The sequence below is a fragment of the Pseudomonas sp. GW821-FHT02B10 genome (genome assembly GCF_059421865.1).
The window spans coordinates 149,007-166,019 of sequence record NZ_JBWKVU010000002.1 but is presented as its reverse complement, the minus strand read 5'-3'; the positions used below and the strand labels follow the sequence as shown (position 1 = coordinate 166,019).

Annotated in this window: 15 protein-coding genes and 2 pseudogenes; 4 read left to right on the top strand and 13 right to left on the bottom strand. The window is 65.1% G+C overall.

The annotated features are described in order from the left end of the window. Nucleotides 1–5 precede the first annotated feature (5 nt). The 4 genes and pseudogenes from AC07VU_RS04585 to AC07VU_RS04570 form a co-directional block, all read right to left on the bottom strand. Nucleotides 6–107, bottom strand: a pseudogene (locus tag AC07VU_RS04585) (hypothetical protein); the annotation flags it as partial. After that, the gene (locus tag AC07VU_RS04580; protein WP_274305069.1) at nt 104–991 is read right to left on the bottom strand and encodes a class I SAM-dependent methyltransferase; all 888 of its coding nucleotides are present in this window, start codon (nt 989–991) and stop codon (nt 104–106) included. The pseudogene AC07VU_RS04585 and the gene AC07VU_RS04580, both read right to left, overlap by 4 nt. Next, complete coding sequence (locus AC07VU_RS04575) at nt 991–2,295, bottom strand: glycosyltransferase (RefSeq protein WP_274305070.1); 1,305 nt, start codon at nt 2,293–2,295, stop codon at nt 991–993. Before AC07VU_RS04575 ends, AC07VU_RS04580 begins: the two co-directional genes overlap by 1 nt. Then, entirely contained in the window at nt 2,295–3,899 is a 1,605-nt protein-coding gene (locus AC07VU_RS04570) for a glycosyltransferase (RefSeq protein WP_274305071.1), read from the bottom strand. Before AC07VU_RS04570 ends, AC07VU_RS04575 begins: the two co-directional genes overlap by 1 nt. 582 nt (nt 3,900–4,481) lie before the next feature. Here AC07VU_RS04570 and AC07VU_RS04565 point away from each other — a divergent pair. The 4 genes and pseudogenes from AC07VU_RS04565 to AC07VU_RS04550 form a co-directional block, all read left to right on the top strand. Next, nucleotides 4,482–4,960: pseudogene (locus tag AC07VU_RS04565) on the top strand (ABC transporter permease); the annotation flags it as partial. Further along, nucleotides 4,960–6,225, top strand: coding sequence for an ABC transporter ATP-binding protein (locus AC07VU_RS04560; RefSeq protein WP_495029558.1), 1,266 nt, complete (start codon nt 4,960–4,962; stop codon nt 6,223–6,225). The pseudogene AC07VU_RS04565 and the gene AC07VU_RS04560, both read left to right, overlap by 1 nt. After that, on the top strand, nt 6,222–7,595 hold the full coding sequence (locus tag AC07VU_RS04555) for a glycosyltransferase family 4 protein (RefSeq protein ID WP_274305073.1): 1,374 nt from the start codon (nt 6,222–6,224) through the stop codon (nt 7,593–7,595). The genes AC07VU_RS04560 and AC07VU_RS04555 overlap by 4 nt, the downstream gene beginning before the upstream one ends. Further along, nucleotides 7,579–8,709: a glycosyltransferase family 4 protein gene (locus AC07VU_RS04550; protein ID WP_495029557.1), complete on the top strand. Its 1,131-nt coding sequence runs from the start codon at nt 7,579–7,581 to the stop codon at nt 8,707–8,709. The genes AC07VU_RS04555 and AC07VU_RS04550 overlap by 17 nt, the downstream gene beginning before the upstream one ends. Before the next feature lie 259 nt (nt 8,710–8,968). Here the strand turns inward: AC07VU_RS04550 and AC07VU_RS04545 are convergent, their stop codons facing one another. The 9 genes from AC07VU_RS04545 to AC07VU_RS04505 all read right to left on the bottom strand — a co-directional run bounded on the left by AC07VU_RS04545 (nt 8,969) and on the right by AC07VU_RS04505 (nt 17,013). Then, entirely contained in the window at nt 8,969–9,853 is an 885-nt protein-coding gene (locus AC07VU_RS04545; RefSeq protein WP_274305075.1) for a pyridoxamine 5'-phosphate oxidase family protein, read from the bottom strand. A gap of 65 nt (nt 9,854–9,918) precedes the next feature. After that, on the bottom strand, nt 9,919–10,542 hold the full coding sequence (locus AC07VU_RS04540; RefSeq protein WP_150053080.1) for a glutathione S-transferase family protein: 624 nt from the start codon (nt 10,540–10,542) through the stop codon (nt 9,919–9,921). Between the two features lie 130 nt (nt 10,543–10,672). Further along, complete coding sequence (locus tag AC07VU_RS04535; protein WP_274305076.1) at nt 10,673–11,575, bottom strand: LysR family transcriptional regulator; 903 nt, start codon at nt 11,573–11,575, stop codon at nt 10,673–10,675. Nucleotides 11,576–11,633: 58 nt separating this feature from the next. Beyond that, a complete protein-coding gene (locus AC07VU_RS04530) occupies nt 11,634–12,290 on the bottom strand; it encodes an HAD family hydrolase (RefSeq protein ID WP_495029556.1) in 657 nt (218 codons plus the stop codon). Continuing rightward, a complete protein-coding gene (locus AC07VU_RS04525; protein WP_495029555.1) occupies nt 12,287–13,489 on the bottom strand; it encodes an MFS transporter in 1,203 nt (400 codons plus the stop codon). The genes AC07VU_RS04530 and AC07VU_RS04525 overlap by 4 nt, the downstream gene beginning before the upstream one ends. Further along, the gene (locus tag AC07VU_RS04520) at nt 13,482–14,387 is read right to left on the bottom strand and encodes an ABC transporter substrate-binding protein (RefSeq protein WP_495029554.1); all 906 of its coding nucleotides are present in this window, start codon (nt 14,385–14,387) and stop codon (nt 13,482–13,484) included. Before AC07VU_RS04520 ends, AC07VU_RS04525 begins: the two co-directional genes overlap by 8 nt. Beyond that, on the bottom strand, nt 14,380–14,988 hold the full coding sequence (gene nudK / locus AC07VU_RS04515; RefSeq protein WP_009041448.1) for a GDP-mannose pyrophosphatase NudK: 609 nt from the start codon (nt 14,986–14,988) through the stop codon (nt 14,380–14,382). Before nudK ends, AC07VU_RS04520 begins: the two co-directional genes overlap by 8 nt. A gap of 4 nt (nt 14,989–14,992) precedes the next feature. Next, complete coding sequence (gene mtnP, locus AC07VU_RS04510; protein ID WP_277589899.1) at nt 14,993–15,904, bottom strand: S-methyl-5'-thioadenosine phosphorylase; 912 nt, start codon at nt 15,902–15,904, stop codon at nt 14,993–14,995. Next, complete coding sequence (locus AC07VU_RS04505; protein ID WP_274305081.1) at nt 15,901–17,013, bottom strand: fatty acid desaturase family protein; 1,113 nt, start codon at nt 17,011–17,013, stop codon at nt 15,901–15,903. The genes mtnP and AC07VU_RS04505 overlap by 4 nt, the downstream gene beginning before the upstream one ends.

Genomic DNA, 17,013 nt, shown 5'->3' with positions numbered 1-17,013 from the left:
CCAGGCGGCCCCTCGCGAAACAGATTGCCTTGCAGATGATGGAACACCACGCCCAGCACCGCGATGCCCCGCAGCAGCTCGATGTCCATGATCCGCTTGTCGTTCAAGACGGCTCAGCCACGGCGCCGGGCAGCGGCTTGCGGGCGATGATGACCTGGCTTTTCGGCATGAAGCCATCGAGCACCTGCTTGATCGCCAGCCCGTCGGGTTGCGCAAGCAGCTCCTCCCAGGTCCGCGCCCAGCCTTCCATCAGCGCCGGGTACGGCGCCTGGATGCGGTCGCGCACGGCGCCCGGCGGCTCGCGTCCGGCGGCCCGTTCGCTGGCCCAGAAAAAGATCATGCCCATGACCCAGAAAAAGCCCGTGGCCTGCCGATGCTCGATGACCAGCCCGGCGTCCTCGATCATCTGGCCAAAGCCTTCGCGGGAAAACACCTGCACATGGTTCGGCGCGCGGTAGTAGCCGGGCGGCGCGATGCCCTTCTGCAAATGCTCGCCCACCGGGTCCGGAACGCTGATCAGGTACTGCGCGCCGGGACGGCCCATGCGCACCAGCTCGGCGAGGAACGGCTCGGGCTGTTCGATGTGCTCCAGCACTTCCATGCACACCACTTTGCTCGCGCAGCCCTGGGCCAGCGGCAACGGCAGGCTGTTGCTGACCAGCCCCAGGGCGGGCACGTCCGATTGCTCGGCGACTTGCCGGGCCAGGTCGCGTACCTTGTCGAACTCGCTGTCGGTGAAAATCACCGAAGCGCCCTGGCGCATGGCGAACAACGTCGCCACGCCCTCACCACAGCCGACATCGAGCAGGGTGTCGTCGGCGCTGATGGCAAAGCCCTTGAGCAGCTCGCCGGTTGCGGAACAGAACCAGCCATCGAGCATGGCGTCGCGCAAGCCGCAATCGCGGGGAGAAACCGCGGGCCTGGGCGCTTCGGCCAGCAGCAGCGCAGGCAACGGCGCGCCCCTGCGCAAACGCCGCAGAAACGCCCGCATCACGCGGGAAGCCCGGGGGTGGCAGGCGCCTTGCGCCGCTCCAGCACCTGCTGGAAGAACTCGCCCAGGCGCTGTTCGGCCGTGGCCTGGCTACAGAAGCGCCGCAGGCTTTCGATCGCATGGCTCGACATGCGCGCATAACGCTCGGGGTCCTGCAGGGCGACGTCGTAGCTGGCGCGATAGGCCGAGCACAACGAATCCCAATTGGTGATGTAGCGCAGGGTCCGGTAGGCCGCCCGCGGATCGTGGGGCCAGGCGGTCAACTCGTCGGTGGAGTCGACGATAAAGGTGTTGTCGGGGTCGATGTAGTCGGCCATCGCGGTGTTGCACGGCGCCACCGCCGGCTTGCCGCAGGACATGAACTCCATCAGCGGCAGGCACTGCCCTTCGCCGAACGAGGAATTGACCACATAGCGGGTGGCCTCCACCAGCCGCTCGTAGTCCGGGTCGGACAAAAAGCCGTGGATCAGCACGATCCGGCACTGGTAGGACTGGTTCTTGTAGAGGTGGTGCAGCATGTCGGCCAGCGCGTTGCCGATATCGTGGTGGGTCAGTTTCAGCACCAGGGTGACGTCGGCACAGTCGCGAAAGGTGGTGCAGAACGCACTGATCATGTCCTGCCAGTTCTTGCGCCCGTCGTAGGGGTTGAACACCGAGGTGTAGACCACCCCGTCGAGCAGCAGCTGGCAGTCGCGGGCCGTGGCATCGAGCGCCAGCGGCATGTCTTCGCGCAGTGTGCCCGGGCCGTAGGCACTCAGGTCCAGGGTCCGGCTGTCGAGCAGCAGTCCATGCAGGTTGAGGGTCACCCGGGCCGCCCGTGGCTGCTTGCCCAGTTGCTCGCCACGGCGGGCGAAACGATCCCAGACCGGGGCCGGGATCGCGCAGATCGGGTAGTCCTCGCCCATCACATCGCGCACCGCTCGCACGGTAAAACTGGAGTGGGTGATCGCCGCGCCCGCGGTGCCCAGGACCAGCCGCCAGTCATGGCGTGGCTCGCCCTGCCAGCTTTCGGTGGGAATGGTGCTGAACTCCCAGGCGAACACCGGGATGGTCGGGCAGGCGTAATGGTTGGGCGTGCGATGGGGCGGCGAGAACGACAGGAAGATGCACGCCTCGCCGCGGCTCTGGCAGTCGAAATACAGGCGGTCCACCAACTCGTCGGGGTTGCTGACCTCCAGCACCTGACCCAGGCGCTCCAGCACCGGCCGGAACTCCTTGAGCACGAAGTAGTAGCTGTATTCGGGACGGCCGAGGTTCTGCTGGATGTTGCTCTTGTTGGTTTCCGAATGGATGAGGATCAGCATCAGGCGTTACCCGCCACGGCCAGGGAGGATGCGCCGTCGGCCTCGGTCAGTGGGGTCAGGGCGAAGAACTCCCGCAGGCGCCCCTGGACGCTGGCGAAGCTGCTGTACTCCTGCATGCGCCGGGCCGCGGCCAGGGACATCGACTGGTACCCCGCGGGGTTTTCCTTGGCCATGCGGTAACTGTCCTGGTAGGCGGTTTTCAACGAGCCCCAATCCGGGCGGTGACGCAGGGTGCGAAACAGGATGCGCGAGTCCTGCGGCCAGATCGCCGGCTCCTGGCTGGACTTGACGACGAAGGCCACGTCCTCGTCGATGTAATCGAGCATAGCCGTGTGCAGCGGCGCGATCACCGGCTTGCCGCAGGCCATGAACTCCATCAGCGGCAGGCACAGGCCTTCGCACCGCGAGGCATTGACGTAGAAACTGGCCGCGCCGTACAGCCGGGCGAACTGCTCGTCGTCCAGATAGCCGTGCATGACCACGACCCGGCAGCTGAACGGAGACAGCTGCGACAGCAGGGTCAGCATTTCGACGTAATAGGTCGACAGGTCGTTCTGGGTCATCTTCAACACCAGGGTGGCGTCTTCGGTGTCGCGCATCGCCCAGCAGAACGCGGTAATCAGTTGATGCCAGTTCTTGCGGCCGTCGTCGGGGTTGAACACGCTGACATAGACCACGCCATCGACCTGGAACTCCACCTGCTGGTCGGTGGCCGGGAGGACGGCCTGGGGGTGTTCCGGCTCAGGCGCAGGTGCCGGCAGGACGACGGGCAGCGCTGCCGCGTGCTCCGGTCTCGATTTCGCCATCAGCGCCCGCAGGCGCTCGGGAACCCGGTCGCGCAACCCCTCGCGGTAGCATTCACGAACATAGTGCTTGCTGATGAACAGCGGCCGGCGCCATTCGCCGCCGGCCAGCGCCCGATACCATTCGCGCAGATAGTGCTTGGCAATGAACAGCCGGCGCCTGACGGTCAGCGGCGGGGCTTCGACGATTTCGACCTCGACGGGAGCGGGAGGCGGCGCCTCATCCAGCACCGGCGCGATCAGGCCGTCGGCGGAAAGTCCCAGGGCCCGGCTGTCGATGATGCAGCCCTTGATCTGCAGGGTGGTGCCGGCGTTGACCGGTACATTGGGGTATTGCCCGCGGACGCCGTCGAAGCGCTCCCACAGCGGGGTAGGCAGCACCAGCACCGGAAAATGCTCACCCAGCACCCGCCGCACCGCACGGGCCGTATGGCTGGACAGGGTGATCACCCGGCCATGGCGGCCAAGGGTGCGGCTCCAGTCCTGGTGCGGGTCGTTATCCCAGTATTCGTGGGGGATCGAATCGAACTCCCAGGCCACCACGCACAGGGTCGGGCAGTCCAGGTCGACCGGGGTTTTCTGGGGTGGGGTGAACGAAAGAAACAGGCAGTCTTCGCCCTTGAGCCGCAGCTCGTGATACAGCCGGTCGACCTCGGCCGGCGTCTGCACCACATGCACGCGCCCAAGGCTTTCCAGCACCGGGCGATAAGCCTTGAGCACGAAGTAATAACTGTATTCCGGACGCCCGAGGCTCTGGCTGATGGAGCCGTCGTTAACATCCGAATAAAGAATGAAATTCATGGCATCTCACGATGAAGCCGCCATCCTGGCACCTTCACACAATGACGGTAGAGCCATGGCGCCACGCCTGTGTTGCGGGCGTGCATCCATCGTTCTCATGCCCGTCTACGTTCTTGTTCTATTGGTCAGTTTTGCATGGCTGCGAGACAGCCATTCTGATCACTTTGGGGTCGAGACGAGGGGCATTCTAAACACATCCTTTGAAGATTCGGGAACCTCCCGACAAGATTTTTCCTATGCTGGAAAACGAGAACTTACCGGTCACGGTAGGACCTGTTGAAATTCCAAAGCAATTGGCACAGATTGAGCGCAAACAACTACAACAAGCTTCGTCAATAGGAAGGCTCTGGGGAAATAGCAGAGTTTTCGTATTTCTCACATGAATTATGTGTCCAAATATTGCCGAAGCCTCCGTCTAAAGAGGCTGCTGCTTGAAAAAGCGTCTGTTTGTAACGGGCCTGAATGGATTTGTGGGACGCCATCTGCGATCCCGCCTGGGCGCTGCCGATTCCGGCTGGGAACTGTTGCCCGCGCCGCCCTTCGACCTGACCCAACCGCAAAGCCTGCAAGACCTGTGGCCTGCTGCACAGCCAAAGCATGATCCTGGAAAACGCCAATCTGCTGAAGAAGATCAGCTTCCCGCGTATCTGTCTGCCGATGGTCGTGCTGCTCAATGCAGGCATCAACTTCGGGCGCCTGCCGGGCCTGACGCTGATCCCGCGGTTGTTGCAGGTGCTGTTCTGCTCCGGCCTGGGGATGATGCTCGAGGTACTGAACGTCTTCTTCCGCAACGTCGGGCAGTTCTTCGGCTCCTTCCTGCAGTTCTGGTTCTGGCTGATCCCATCGTCTACTCCATCACCATCTTGCCCGAGTCGGTGCAGCGCCTGTTGGCGCTCAACCTGCTGACCGCGCTGATGCCGAGCTACCAGAATCTGTTCCTGTACGGCCAGTGGCCGCAATGGAGTTCGCTGACCCCGATGCTGGTGATCAGCCTGTTGTTCTGTGGCATAGGGCTGCGGCTTTTCCGCCAGCGCGTCGGTGAAATGGTGGATGAGCTCTGATGGGACATATACGCGTCACCGACCTGGGCAAGGCCTATAAGCATTACCCGCACCGCTGGAGCCGGCTGTTCGAATGGATGATTCCGTTTTCCAGGCCGCGCCATCACCTGCACTGGGTGCTGCAGGGCGTCGATTTCGAGATCGAGCCGGGCCAGGCAGTGGGCATAGTCGGGGTCAACGGCGCCGGCAAAAGCACCTTGCTGAAAATGATCACCGGCACCACCCAGCCAACCTGCGGAGAGATCCATCTGCGGGGTCGGGTGGCGGCGTTGCTGGAGTTGGGCATGGGTTTCCACCCGGACTTCACCGGACGCCAGAACGCGGTCATGGCCGGCCAGCTGCTGGGCATGCAGGTCGAGGAAATCCAGGCCCTGATGGCGGAAATCGAAGCCTTCGCCGAGATCGGCGAGGCCATCGATCATCCGGTACGCACCTATTCGAGCGGCATGCAGATGCGCCTGGCGTTCAGCGTGGCCACGGCCCGGCGCCCGGACATCCTGATCGTCGACGAGGCGCTGTCGGTGGGCGACGCCTACTTCCAGCACAAGAGTTTCGAGCGCATCCGCAGCTTCCGCCGCGCCGGCACCACCCTGCTGATCGTGTCCCACGACCGCTCGGCGATCCAGTCGATCTGCGACACCGCGATCCTGCTCGAGCAGGGCCGCGTGGCCATGCACGGCAAGCCGGAAGAGGTGATGGACTACTACAACGCCATGCTCGCCGAACGCGAAGGCCAGACGGTGCGCCAGGAAATGCTCGCCAACGGCCAGGTACGGACCATTTCCGGCACCGGCGAAGCCGCGATCCTCAGCGTGCACCTGCGCGACGAACGCGAGCGTTCGATCGAGATGGCCGAAGTCGGCCAGCCGGTGGTGTTGGAAGTACAGGTCGAGGTGCGCCAGGACATCGAACGGCTGGTGCTGGGCTTCATGATCAAGGACCGTCTCGGCCAGCCCATGTATGGCATCAACACCCATCGCCTGGACCAGGCCCTGACCGACTTGAGCGCCGGCGAAAAGGTCACCTTCCGCTTCGCCTTCACCATGGGCCTGGGCAAGGGCAACTACTCGGTGGCCCTGAGCCTGTCACGGCTGGATTCGCACCTGGATCGCAACTTCGAATGGCGCGACTACGGCCTGGTCTTCCACGTCATCAATAACCGCCAGGAAGACTTTGTCGGCTGCTCCTGGTTGCAGGCGCGGACCAGCATTGTTCGCTCACCGTCGAAGTCCACTCAGTCAATGCCTCAGCGAGCGGCGCCATGACCCGACTGTTGATTGAATGCACCTATGTGTTCGAACACCCCGAGACCAACTCGGGTATCCAGCGCGTGGTGCGCAACGTCATCCGTGAACTGCCCGCAGCCGATGCCTCGGTGGATTGCATTCCGGTGGTCATGCTCAAAGGCAAGCTCTACCGGGTATTGAGCCTCAAGCCATTGAAGCCCGCGCGCTGGAACCTGATGGGACTGCGGGTGCGCCTGGAACAGATGGCCAACGTCTTCTGGCTGCGTCACCGCACCCTGGAGCGACGCAAACCTTTCGATTCCTACCTTGCGCGCCGCTTGCTCTATGTGGCGTGCCGGCTGACTGCCCTGGTCTGCTTCAGCATTCCGTTGCGGCTGTGCAACCGGTTCCTCGACACCCGGGAAATCCCCCAGCGCTGTGTACAGCTGCAACATCAACCGGGCGATCAACTGGTGTTGCTGGACTCGTCCTGGCACGCCGATTTCTTTCCCCTGGCCGAACAGCTCAAACGGGATGGCGTGGGTATCGTCTCGGTCATCTACGACCTGATCCCCCTGACCCACCCGCAGTTCTGCGACGCCGGGCTGGTCCGGGTGTTCAGCCACTGGTTCGACTGGATAGCGCGCACCGCCGACGGCTACATCGCCATTTCCGCGACCATCCGCGATCAGGTTCGCGAAGAGATGCTCCGCCGGGTCGGGCGCCAGCAGGTGGCACAGCGCTGGTTCGACTATTTCCACCTGGGTTCGGAACTGGACCAGTGCAACGAAAACGCTCGGATCAACCCGGATCTGGCCCAGCTGTTCAAGGGCCAGGCAGCGGTGTTTCTGATAGTCAGCACCATCGAGCCACGTAAAAACCACGGGTTCCTGCTTGACGCCTTCGAGCGTGTCTGGGCCCGTGGGTCCCAGGCCCGCCTGTGCATCGCCGGGCGCATCGGCTGGAAATGCGAGGCGCTGATCGAGCGGATTCGCCGGCACCCGGAGTTGAACCGGCGCCTGTTCATGTTCAATTCACTGGACGACAACAGCCTGGAGTACGCCTATTCCAAAGCAACGGCGCTGGTTTTCCCCTCCCATGTCGAAGGGTTCGGCCTGCCCCTGGTGGAGGCCATGCAGCGCGGCCTGCCCGCCATGGGCAGCGACATCCCGGTATTTCGCGAAATCGGCGGCGAGTTCATGGCCTATTTCGACCTGAACGATCCGCAGAGCCTGGCCGACCTGGTCATCCAGCAGGAAACCAGTGGCGTGTTTCCCGCCGCCCGCCATGTCGATGACTGGCGCTGGCTGGGTTGGCGAGAAGCCAGTACCCAGCTGGTCGAACGCATTGTGTTCCACAGGAACCACGCCCCCACGGTCATGGAGACGCACGATGCGGATAGCCCTTAACGCACGCATTCTCCAGTCGCCGCGCACCGGTATCGGCCATTACGTAGCGGAACTGGCCTCGGCCCTGGTCACCGAGCAGGGACTGGAGCTGTCGCTGTTCCATGGCTGGGGCTGGAGCCCCGAACTGCCGGCGGCCGCCATGCCGGGTTACTCCCGACTGGCGCCTTGGCTGCGACAGATCCCCGGGGCCTACCAGGCCAGGCGCTGGCTGGAACAGCGACGTTTCGACCAGGGACAACATGAGGCGATCGACCTTTACCACGAACCCAGCCTGTGGCCGCTGGAGTTCGAAGGCCCGACCGTGATGACCCTGCATGACCTGACCCACCTGCATTACCCCTCGACTCAGCCGCCGGCACGCTTGAAGGAAATCGAGCGGCGCCTTGGCGCGGGTGTGGAACAGGCGCGGCTGATCCTGACAGACTCGCAGTTCATCGCCGATGAAGCCCAGGATTACTTCGGCCTGCCGCGCGATCGTTTTGTCGTGGCGCCCCTGGGCGTCGCCCCGCGCTTCCATCCTCGTGAGCATACCGAGCTAGAACATAGTCTCGCGGCCCGTGGCCTGCAGCCTCAAGGCTACTTCCTGTGCGTCGGCACGCTGGAGCCACGCAAGAACCTGTCCCAGGCCCTGCAAGCCCATGAACTGCTGCCGCCAGCGCTGCGCCAGCGTTATCCGTTGCTGATCGTCGGCATGGCGGGTTGGGAGCAAGGGCAGTTCAGCGACACCCTGCAAAAGGCCTTGGCCAGCGGCCATGTACGACTGTTGGGCTACCTGCCGGACGAACAAGTAGCGCAACTGGTGGCCGGAGCCAGGGCGCTGATCTTTCCATCGCTGTACGAAGGCTTCGGTCTTCCGGTCCTGGAAGCCATGGCCAGCGGCACACCGGTGGTCGTGACGCGGCGTTCGGCGATGCCGGAAGTCGCGGGGGTAGCGGGCAATTATGTCGAGCCTGGCGATGCGCACGGCTTGAGCAGCACCCTGCTTCGCTTGATTGACGATGAACCCTATTGGCAGGCATGCCGCGAAGCGGGTTTGCAACAAGCCAGGCTGTTTTCCTGGAGGCACTGCGCACAAATCACCGCTCGTGCTTATCGTCAGGCTTTGGGAGGCTGAAAAGGGTGTCTTACTTTTTTCAAAACCGATTTACCTGACTCGGTCGGTGTACCGAACAGGCCGCGCAGATGGGCCAAAGGTGGAACGAGCTGTACCAGGAGTTGCTGGAGGAAAAAGCTCTGTCCTACGCCTGACGCAGCTCGCTCCTACATTTTCCTGAACGCCGCAACACCTGTAGGAGCGAAGCTTGCTCGCGATGCAAACACCGTGGTGGGTCAGCCACGGCCCTATCGCGGGCAAGCCTCGCTCCTGCGATTTTTTACGTCGGACGCCAGCGCAGGGCCAGCGCCGCAGGCCGGCGCACCAGTTGCTCGACCTCGAAGCGCCACAGGCGCTCGGCGCCCGGGAAGGTGGCGATCTGCGGGTCGTCGAGCACGACTTCAGTGCGGCCGCTGAGCTGCAGCAGGTCGCCACGGCTGAAGTCGATGAACAGCAGGCCGGCGCGGGGGTTGAGCAGCAGGTTGCCCAGGGTGTTGAAATGCAGGTTGCCGGCGAAATCCGGAATGCTCAGGCGGTTGCCCTCGACCCGCACGAAACCGGCCGGGCCGCCGCGGTGGGACACATCGACCCAGAGCCGTCCCTCGAGCTCCACGTAACTGGCGACAAAAAACGTATCGGCGCCCCGGATCATCGCCCTCGCCGCTTCATCCAGCGCGTTCAGGCGCTGCACCGGCCGGTGCGCGGCCAGCGGCACCGACTCGAACTGTCGCAGCTGGATGTAGCGCGGGCAATTGCCGAAGGACTGTTCGACCCCCAGGGCAAACCCGCTGTCGTCCAGCTCGACGATCCGCCCGTTGAGGCGGTTGCGCCGCCGGGTGTGCAGCTCGATGCCCAGCAGACCGATGGCCGCGCCCGGCGCCAGTTGGGCGGGGTCTTCGACGGCGGGCAGGCTGTCGAGCCTTAGCCGCCCGGGGGTTGGCGAGTGGGCGAAACCGATAGCCCCTTCGAGCACGCTGGCCCAGGGGTTGCCCTGGTTATCCACAGCCCCGAGCAACATGAACGGCAGCTGTTGATAAAACTGCCGGTGCTGGTCGGGCATCTCGCTGCGGATCACCTTGCGCCCGACGACGTCCATGCGCTCGGCAACGCCTGCCTGGGCTTGCAGGCGGGTTTCGCCTGCATGCCAGGGGGATTCGATGTTCATGATGGGGCTCCCCTGCGTCGATGACGCAGCAGTCAGCGGGCCCGGAGGGTGCCGGGCCGCCAGATTCAGGCGCTTTGCAGGCCCACCGCGGTGCGCGGCATGCCGACGAAGCCAGGCAAGGCTTCGATGCGTGCCAGCCAGGCGCGGACCTGTGGATAATCCGCCAGCGACACATTGCCCTCGGGGGCGTGGGCGATGTAGCTGTAGCCGGCGATATCGGCGATGGTCGGTTCGCTGCCCGCCAGGTAAGGGCTGGCCGTCAATTCCTGCTCGACCACCTTGAGCAGCGCATGGGAGCGGGTGATGGCCTCCTCGGCGTTGCGCTGGGCGCCGAATACGGTGATCAACCGCGCCACCGCCGGGCCGAACGCAATCGGCCCCGCCGCCGCCGACAACCAGCGCTGGACTCGTGCCGCGCCAACCGGATCGCTGGGCAACCAACGGCCCTGGCCGTACTTCTGCGCCAGGTACACCAGGATCGCGTTGGAGTCGGCCAGTATCACGCCCTGGTCGTCGATCACCGGCACCTGGCCAAAGGGGTTCAGCGCCAGGAAGTCCGCCTGCTTGTGCTCGCCTTTCGCCAGATCGACGAAGACCAGCTCGAAAGGCAGCCCCAGCAGCGACAACATCAGTTCGACACGATGGGCATGACCGGAACGGGGGAAGCTGTAGAGCTTGATGGCGTGCATGGCAGACTCCGCTGGGCAGGGGTGCGGCTCACAAGAGCGGCACTGACGGACGCCATCTTCCCTCTCGGGTCAAAACAACAGAATCACCAGAAAACACAATCCATCATTTCAGCCAGCGTAATAATCCGCGCTACGGTTGCAACGCCGGGTGTCCGCGCAGCGCCTGCACCGCGAAATCGACGAAACTGCGCACCCGCGCCGGGGCCTTGCGCCCGCCCTGATACACCACATGGATCGGCAGCGGCGCCAGTTCGAACTCCGCCAGGACAATCTCCAGCTCACCCGTCGCCACCTTGCCCGCGACCTGGTACGACAGCACCCGGGTCAGGCCCAGCCCCAGGCAGGCGGCACTGATCGCCGCCTGGTTGGCGGTGACCACCAGCCGCGGCTCCGGACGAACGCTCAAGGGGGTTCCGCCCTCGTCGAACAGCCAGCTTCTGGACTGGCCGATGGACGACGGCGCAATCACCGGCGCCTGGCGCAGTTCCTGGGGATGCCGTGGTCGGCCATGCCGCGCCAGAAAAGCCGGGGAGGCACAGATGACCCGCCGCACCTCGCCGACGCGCATCGCGTGCTGGCCGCTGTCGGGCAACTCGCCGATACGCACCGCGACGTCCATGCCTTCCTCGACCATGCTCACCACCCGGTCGACCAGCAGGGCATTGATGCTGACCTCGGGAAAGCGTTCCAGGTAATCCACCATCAGCGGGGTCACGAACAGCTCGCCGAACAGCACCGGAGCGGTGATCGTCAGTTGTCCGCGCGGGAGGGCATGGATGCCGGCGGCCGAGGCCTCGGCGTCCTGCAACTCGGCGAGGATGCGCCGGCTGTCTTCCAGGTAACGCTGGCCGGCTTCCGTCAGCAGCACATTGCGCGTGGTGCGGGTCAGCAGCTGGGTGCCGATACGCTGCTCCAGCGCCGCCACCGCGCGGGTCACGCTGGGTGCGGACAGCCCCAAGCGCCGGGCCGCGGCCGCGAAGCCCTGCTCCTGGGCGACGCTGATGAACACCTGCATTTCCTGGAATCGGTCCATGACGGTCCTCGCAGTACGGCGCCCTGCCCCGGCACCGTCCCGCATGGACCGCCCGGGCTCAGGCAGGGACCTGGAGTCGCTGCCACAAGGCCTCATCGTTGAAGTCCCGGATGATACTCCGCGCACCCGCCTCGCGAAGCTGAGTTTCCTCCAGACCTGAGAGCATGCCAAAGGTGTGGATACCCGCCGCTGCCGCGGAACGCACGCCGGCCAGCGAGTCTTCGAAGGCCAGCGCCTGATCGGCGCTCGCGTCCAGCAAGCGCAAGGCCGTCAGGTAAGGCAGCGGGTCAGGCTTGCCGCGCGCCAGCTCACCGCCGATCACCAGCGCATCGAAACGCTCGGCAATCCCCAGGCCCTGGAGCATGGCTTCGGCGTTTTCCCTAGGCGCGTTGGTCACCACCGCCATGGAGATACCGGCCGCCTGGGCATAATCCAGGGTACGCAATACGCCAGGCACCGGCGTGGTCTCGCGCAGCTGGGCGCGGAACATGGCCTCCTTCTGCGCCGCCAGCTCCGGGTATTGCGTCGCCGGCACCTGGGGAAACAGGCCGGAGAAAATCATGTCGTCGGGAAAGCCCATCACATGGGCCTTGTAGTAATCCAGGCTCATGGATTTTCCCCAGCGCGACAGCAACTGGTTGTAGGCGTTGAGGTGCAGGTCATCAGTGTCGATGAGGGTGCCGTCGAGATCGAACAACAGGGCAGAAAGCTTCAAGGGTGTGCTCCGGAAAAATGCAGACCGCGGGCGATCGGCAGCATGAGAAAGGGGTAGACGATCAACAGGCTGAAAGCCGCTTCGACACCGATCCGCGAGGACAGCAGGCCCAGCAGGAAAGGCGCCAGCAACAGCGCCACGCCCACCGCCTGCGAAGCCTGGGCGCTGATGGCCGAGCTGGCCTGGGGCGCGATGCGCATCGCCGAACCGAGGATCAGCGGGAAGAAATTGCCCAGGCAGGCGCCCAGGACAAAGATGAACAAGGCCGTCGGCAGCCGGGTCTGGCTGAAGTACAGCAGCACCAGGGTGGCGATGGCCCCGAGTATCACGCCGACCAGCAGCGGCAACGATCTGATGCGGATCAACGCATAACGGCTGGCCAGGCGCCCGCACACCGTGCCGGCAAAATACAGGCTCATCAGCGTGGCCGCGGCCGAGGCGCTGACCTGGACATGCACGGCCAGGTATTCCGCGCCCCAGAAACCGACGCCCCATTCCGCGGAAATACCCAGCAGCACCAAAGCCCACAGGCTCAGTTGCACCCGCCGGGTCATGTGGGTCTGCCCGCCCTCACGGGCTTGATCGGTGGCGGCGAGTATTGCCGGGGCGTTCCAGGCACTCCGCGAGAGCAAGGTCACCAGCAACGCGACGGCGGCGATGCTGCCCGGCACCAAGCGCCAGGACAGGCCCAGGCCGGTCATGCCCCCCACCAGCAGGGCGCCGCCGAGCACGCACAACCCGGCGACGATGTGCGCCTCCACCAGCCTCGGCGCGGCCTGTTCGCGATAACGCTCGCCCAGGGCCGCCTGCCCTACCGCCAGGACAAATCCGCCCGACAGGCCCATCGCCCCGGCGGCGAGCAAGCTCAGCGACCAGTGTCCGGCAAGGGCGAACAGGCTGCTGGCAATAACCACCGAGAGGCAGGCGATGGTGCTCATGCTCGTCGAGCGCAGCCGTCGTTCCAGCCAGCGATAGGGCCAGCCGACCAGCGCCAGGCCGGCGGCATAGGCGGCGAAATGCAGGCCGGCCCAACCGAGGTCGAGCGCCAGGGTGTCGCGCAGGAACGGCATGATCGGCCCGAGCAACCCTTGCTGGGCGCCGAACAGCCCGAACAGCAGGTACAGGAACCATGGGCGTGCCTCGCGGACCTGCTCCTGGCGGCTGAGCGTTTGACTGGAATCCCGCGCGGCTTCAGCCATGGGCCGTCTCCCGGCTGAACAGTGCCTGCCATTGCCGACAGCGCGCGGCCTTGTCGCGACTGGCCTGCAAGGCCGGCAGCGGTTGCAGCGCGCCGACCGGGTGAGCCTGGCCCGGCACGACCTTGCCATAGCGCTGGCTGATCTGCGCCGCGGCCGGGGTGAGCATCCATTGCAACGCCTGCTGCGCATAGGCGGCGTTGGGCGAGCCGGCCCGGCAGGCGAACACCTCGTCCTCATAACAGCATGCATCTTCGGGCACGCACCAGCGCAGCTGCGGGTGCTGTTCGGCGGCGCGGGTGGCCGCGGTCGACACCGTCACCCCCAGCCAGGCCCGCTCCTGCACGACGGCCTCGATCGGCGCCGTGGAGGAGCCGCTGATCGCAGGGCCGTGCCCGGCCACCTGGGCCAGCAGTGCCCAGGCGGGTTCGCCGTAATGCTCGAGCAACGCGCTGAGGTGCAGGTAACCGGCACCGGAGCGCGCGGGGTCGGGCAAGGCGATGCGCCCGGCCCATTCGCGGCCTGTCAGGTCCTGCCAGCGGGTCGGCGCCGCCAGGCCCTCGCGGGCCAGGACCTTGGGGTCGTAACAGAAGGCCGGGACGAAACCCGATGCCGCGAACCACCGGCGATCGGTGGCCACCGCGGCGTCCGGCAGGCCGGAGAATTCGATGTCCGTCAGCGGCATCAGTTGCCAGGCCAGGGCCGGGTCGAGCAAGGCGGTGGCCGCCGTGCCCAGCAACAGGTCCCAGGCCCCGGCGCTGCCACCGTGCAGGCGCTCGATCAGCTCCGAGGTGGAACAACGGGTCAGGCGCACCGGCATGCCGATGTGCTGGCTGATGCCGGCGATGAATTCGGCCAGCTCGGCGTTTTCCATCGAGCTGATGGCGTTGAGCTCAGTCATCGGTGGCCTCCAGCAGCCGATGCAGCTTGGCGTACTGCAGCAGCATGATGGTCTTGCCGTCGCAGATCTCGCCGCTGTCGATCATTGCCAGCGCCCGGTCGATCGGCAGCTCCAGCACTTCGATCTCTTCGCCCTCGTGTTCCAGGCCGCCACCCTCGCTTTGCTTGTCTTCATCGAAATATTCGCCGACGAAGAAATGCAGGCGCTCGGTGACCGACCCCGGGCTCATGAAGGCTTCGAACACCTTGCGCACCTCACGGATGCGATAGCCGGTTTCCTCCTCTGTCTCCTTGTGGATGCAGGTCCGCGCATCATCCTTGTCCAGCAGCCCGGCGCAGGTTTCGATCAGCATGCCGTCGTGTTCGTTGACGAAGGCCGGGAAGCGAAACTGCCGGGTCAGCACCACCGTCTGCTTGGCCCTGCTGTACAGCAGGATGGTGGCGCCATTGCCGCGGTCGTAGGTTTCCCGGTCCAGGGTGCGCCAGACCCCGTCGCGGCCCTGGAAGTCGTAGGTGGTCTTGCGCAGCACGTACCAATTGTCCGAAAGCACTTCGACCTGATGGATCCGCACCCGGTCCTTGGTGGAGATGGCCTGGTTCATCGCTTTATTCCTTGCTCGCAGAGAGATGAGTGGCATGGGGCGCAACGCTCAACAGACGCTCGACCATGCGCGGGTCCCGGTGCTCGGGCGCGGTCATCACCGCGGTGTCCAGGGCGCGGTCGCAACCGCAGGGGCAGGCACCGGCATGCCGGCCCAGGCGCGTCACGGCTTCGGTCACCAGGCGCCGGGTCAGGTTGAAGGTGTCCGCCATGCGTTGCGCCACCAGGGTGGCGTTCACCGGCTCGTGGGATTCGTGCCAGCAGTCGAAATCGGTCGGAATGGCAATCATCGCGTAGCAAAGCTCGGCCTCGCGGGCCAGCTTGGCTTCGGGCATCGCGGTCATGCCGATCACCGTGCCGCCCCACTGGCGGTACAGGTGGGACTCGGCGCGGGTGGAGAACTGCGGGCCTTCCATGACCACGTAGGTGCCGCCGTTGCGCGCCTGGATATCAGTGGCCTCGGCACTCTCGGCGAGCACGCCACGCATGCGCGCGCAGACCGGCTCGCCAAAGGGCACATGGCCGACCAGCCCGGGGCCGAAAAAGGTTTTTTCCCGCTGGATGGTGCGGTCGATGTACTGGTCGATCAGCACAAAGCTGCCGGGAGGCGCGTCGTGGGTCAGGCTGCCCACCGCGCTGACCGACAGCAATTGCGTGCAACCGACGCTGCGCAGCGCGGCGATGTTGGCCCGGGCATTGATCGAGGCCGGCGGAATCACATGCCCCACGCCATGCCGTTGCACAAAGGCCACGGGCACGCCATTGAGCGTGCCCAGGGTGAGCGGCGACGACGGCGTGCCGAAGGCGGTCGTGCATTCCACTTGCTGAATGTCCTGCAGGCCTGGCAGCTGTTGCAGGCCGCTGCCGCCGATGATGCCGATACGTTGAACGTGCTGGGTTGGAGTGGAATGGGTCACAGGCTACCTCTCGACTTCAGGGGGGACGGTTCGTGTTCGGTGCACACCAGGCGCTCATAGAGTTCGGACAGGGCCGTGGGCGCATTGCCGCGAGGCAACAGCAAGCCTTCGCTGGCGTTGCTGCTGTAGCGCGGTTCGTGGATCTTCAGGTGCCGGTCGATCGCCGGCAGGTAGTTCCAGCGCACGCCGGGATACAGGGAATGCGCCAGGTGATAGGCGTCGGACGTCGGGGCGATGAATACCCGCACCAGCCAGCCGGAAACCCCGAAGTAATCAGTGGGCCGGCCCGCCAGGTATTCCAGCTCGCGGCGATTGCGCGCGGTGCCTTCGATGAACCAGCGGTGTTCGGTCAGCAGCGAGATCCAGGCAAACACCGGATAGGACGTCAGCAACGGCAGCAACCAGCCGAACAACACGCCTTTCCAGCCACCGAAGGCGTACAGCAACGCCGCCACCGCCGCCACGCTCAGGCACCGCACCAGGGTGGTCAGGCGTGAGTGGTTGAGCAGGCTGCTGCGCACCAGGGTGGTGAGATTGACCCAGGCCCCGCGGGGGGTCAGCGGGTACAGCAACAGCGCATAGAAACCGCTGGGCGACAGGCCCGCCACATAGCCGCCGGCATGCACCCGGGCGCGGTTGGGGTCGAGTTGCGGATGGTTGGGGTGGCGATGGTGTTCCAGGGTGTGGGTCTGGTGCCGGCTGCGCATGTCGCGCTTGAACATCGGGAACTGGTAGAACACGTTGCTCAGCCACCATTGCCAGGCATGGTGGCGACACAGGGCAAAGTGCACCGCGTTGTGCCCGAACTCCTGCAACGCGCGCATGCGCCCGCCGCTCCACAGCAGCACGGCCAGCCAGGCCAGCGGCGACGAGTAGATCGACGCCGCCTGCACCGCGGCGACTATATCCAGCCACGTCCAGACAAAGGGCAGCGGCGCGAACCAGGTATCCAGCGGGCGGTAGTACTGCTCCCGCCGCCCCTCCAGGCGCGGTATCAGCTTGAGCAGGCGCAGCACCCGCTGCGCATCGCGGTAATAGAACGCCACCAGCGCGCGCAACAGCAGCGAAGCAGCGATCAGGCCCAACAGGACAATGTGCTCGGTGTCCAT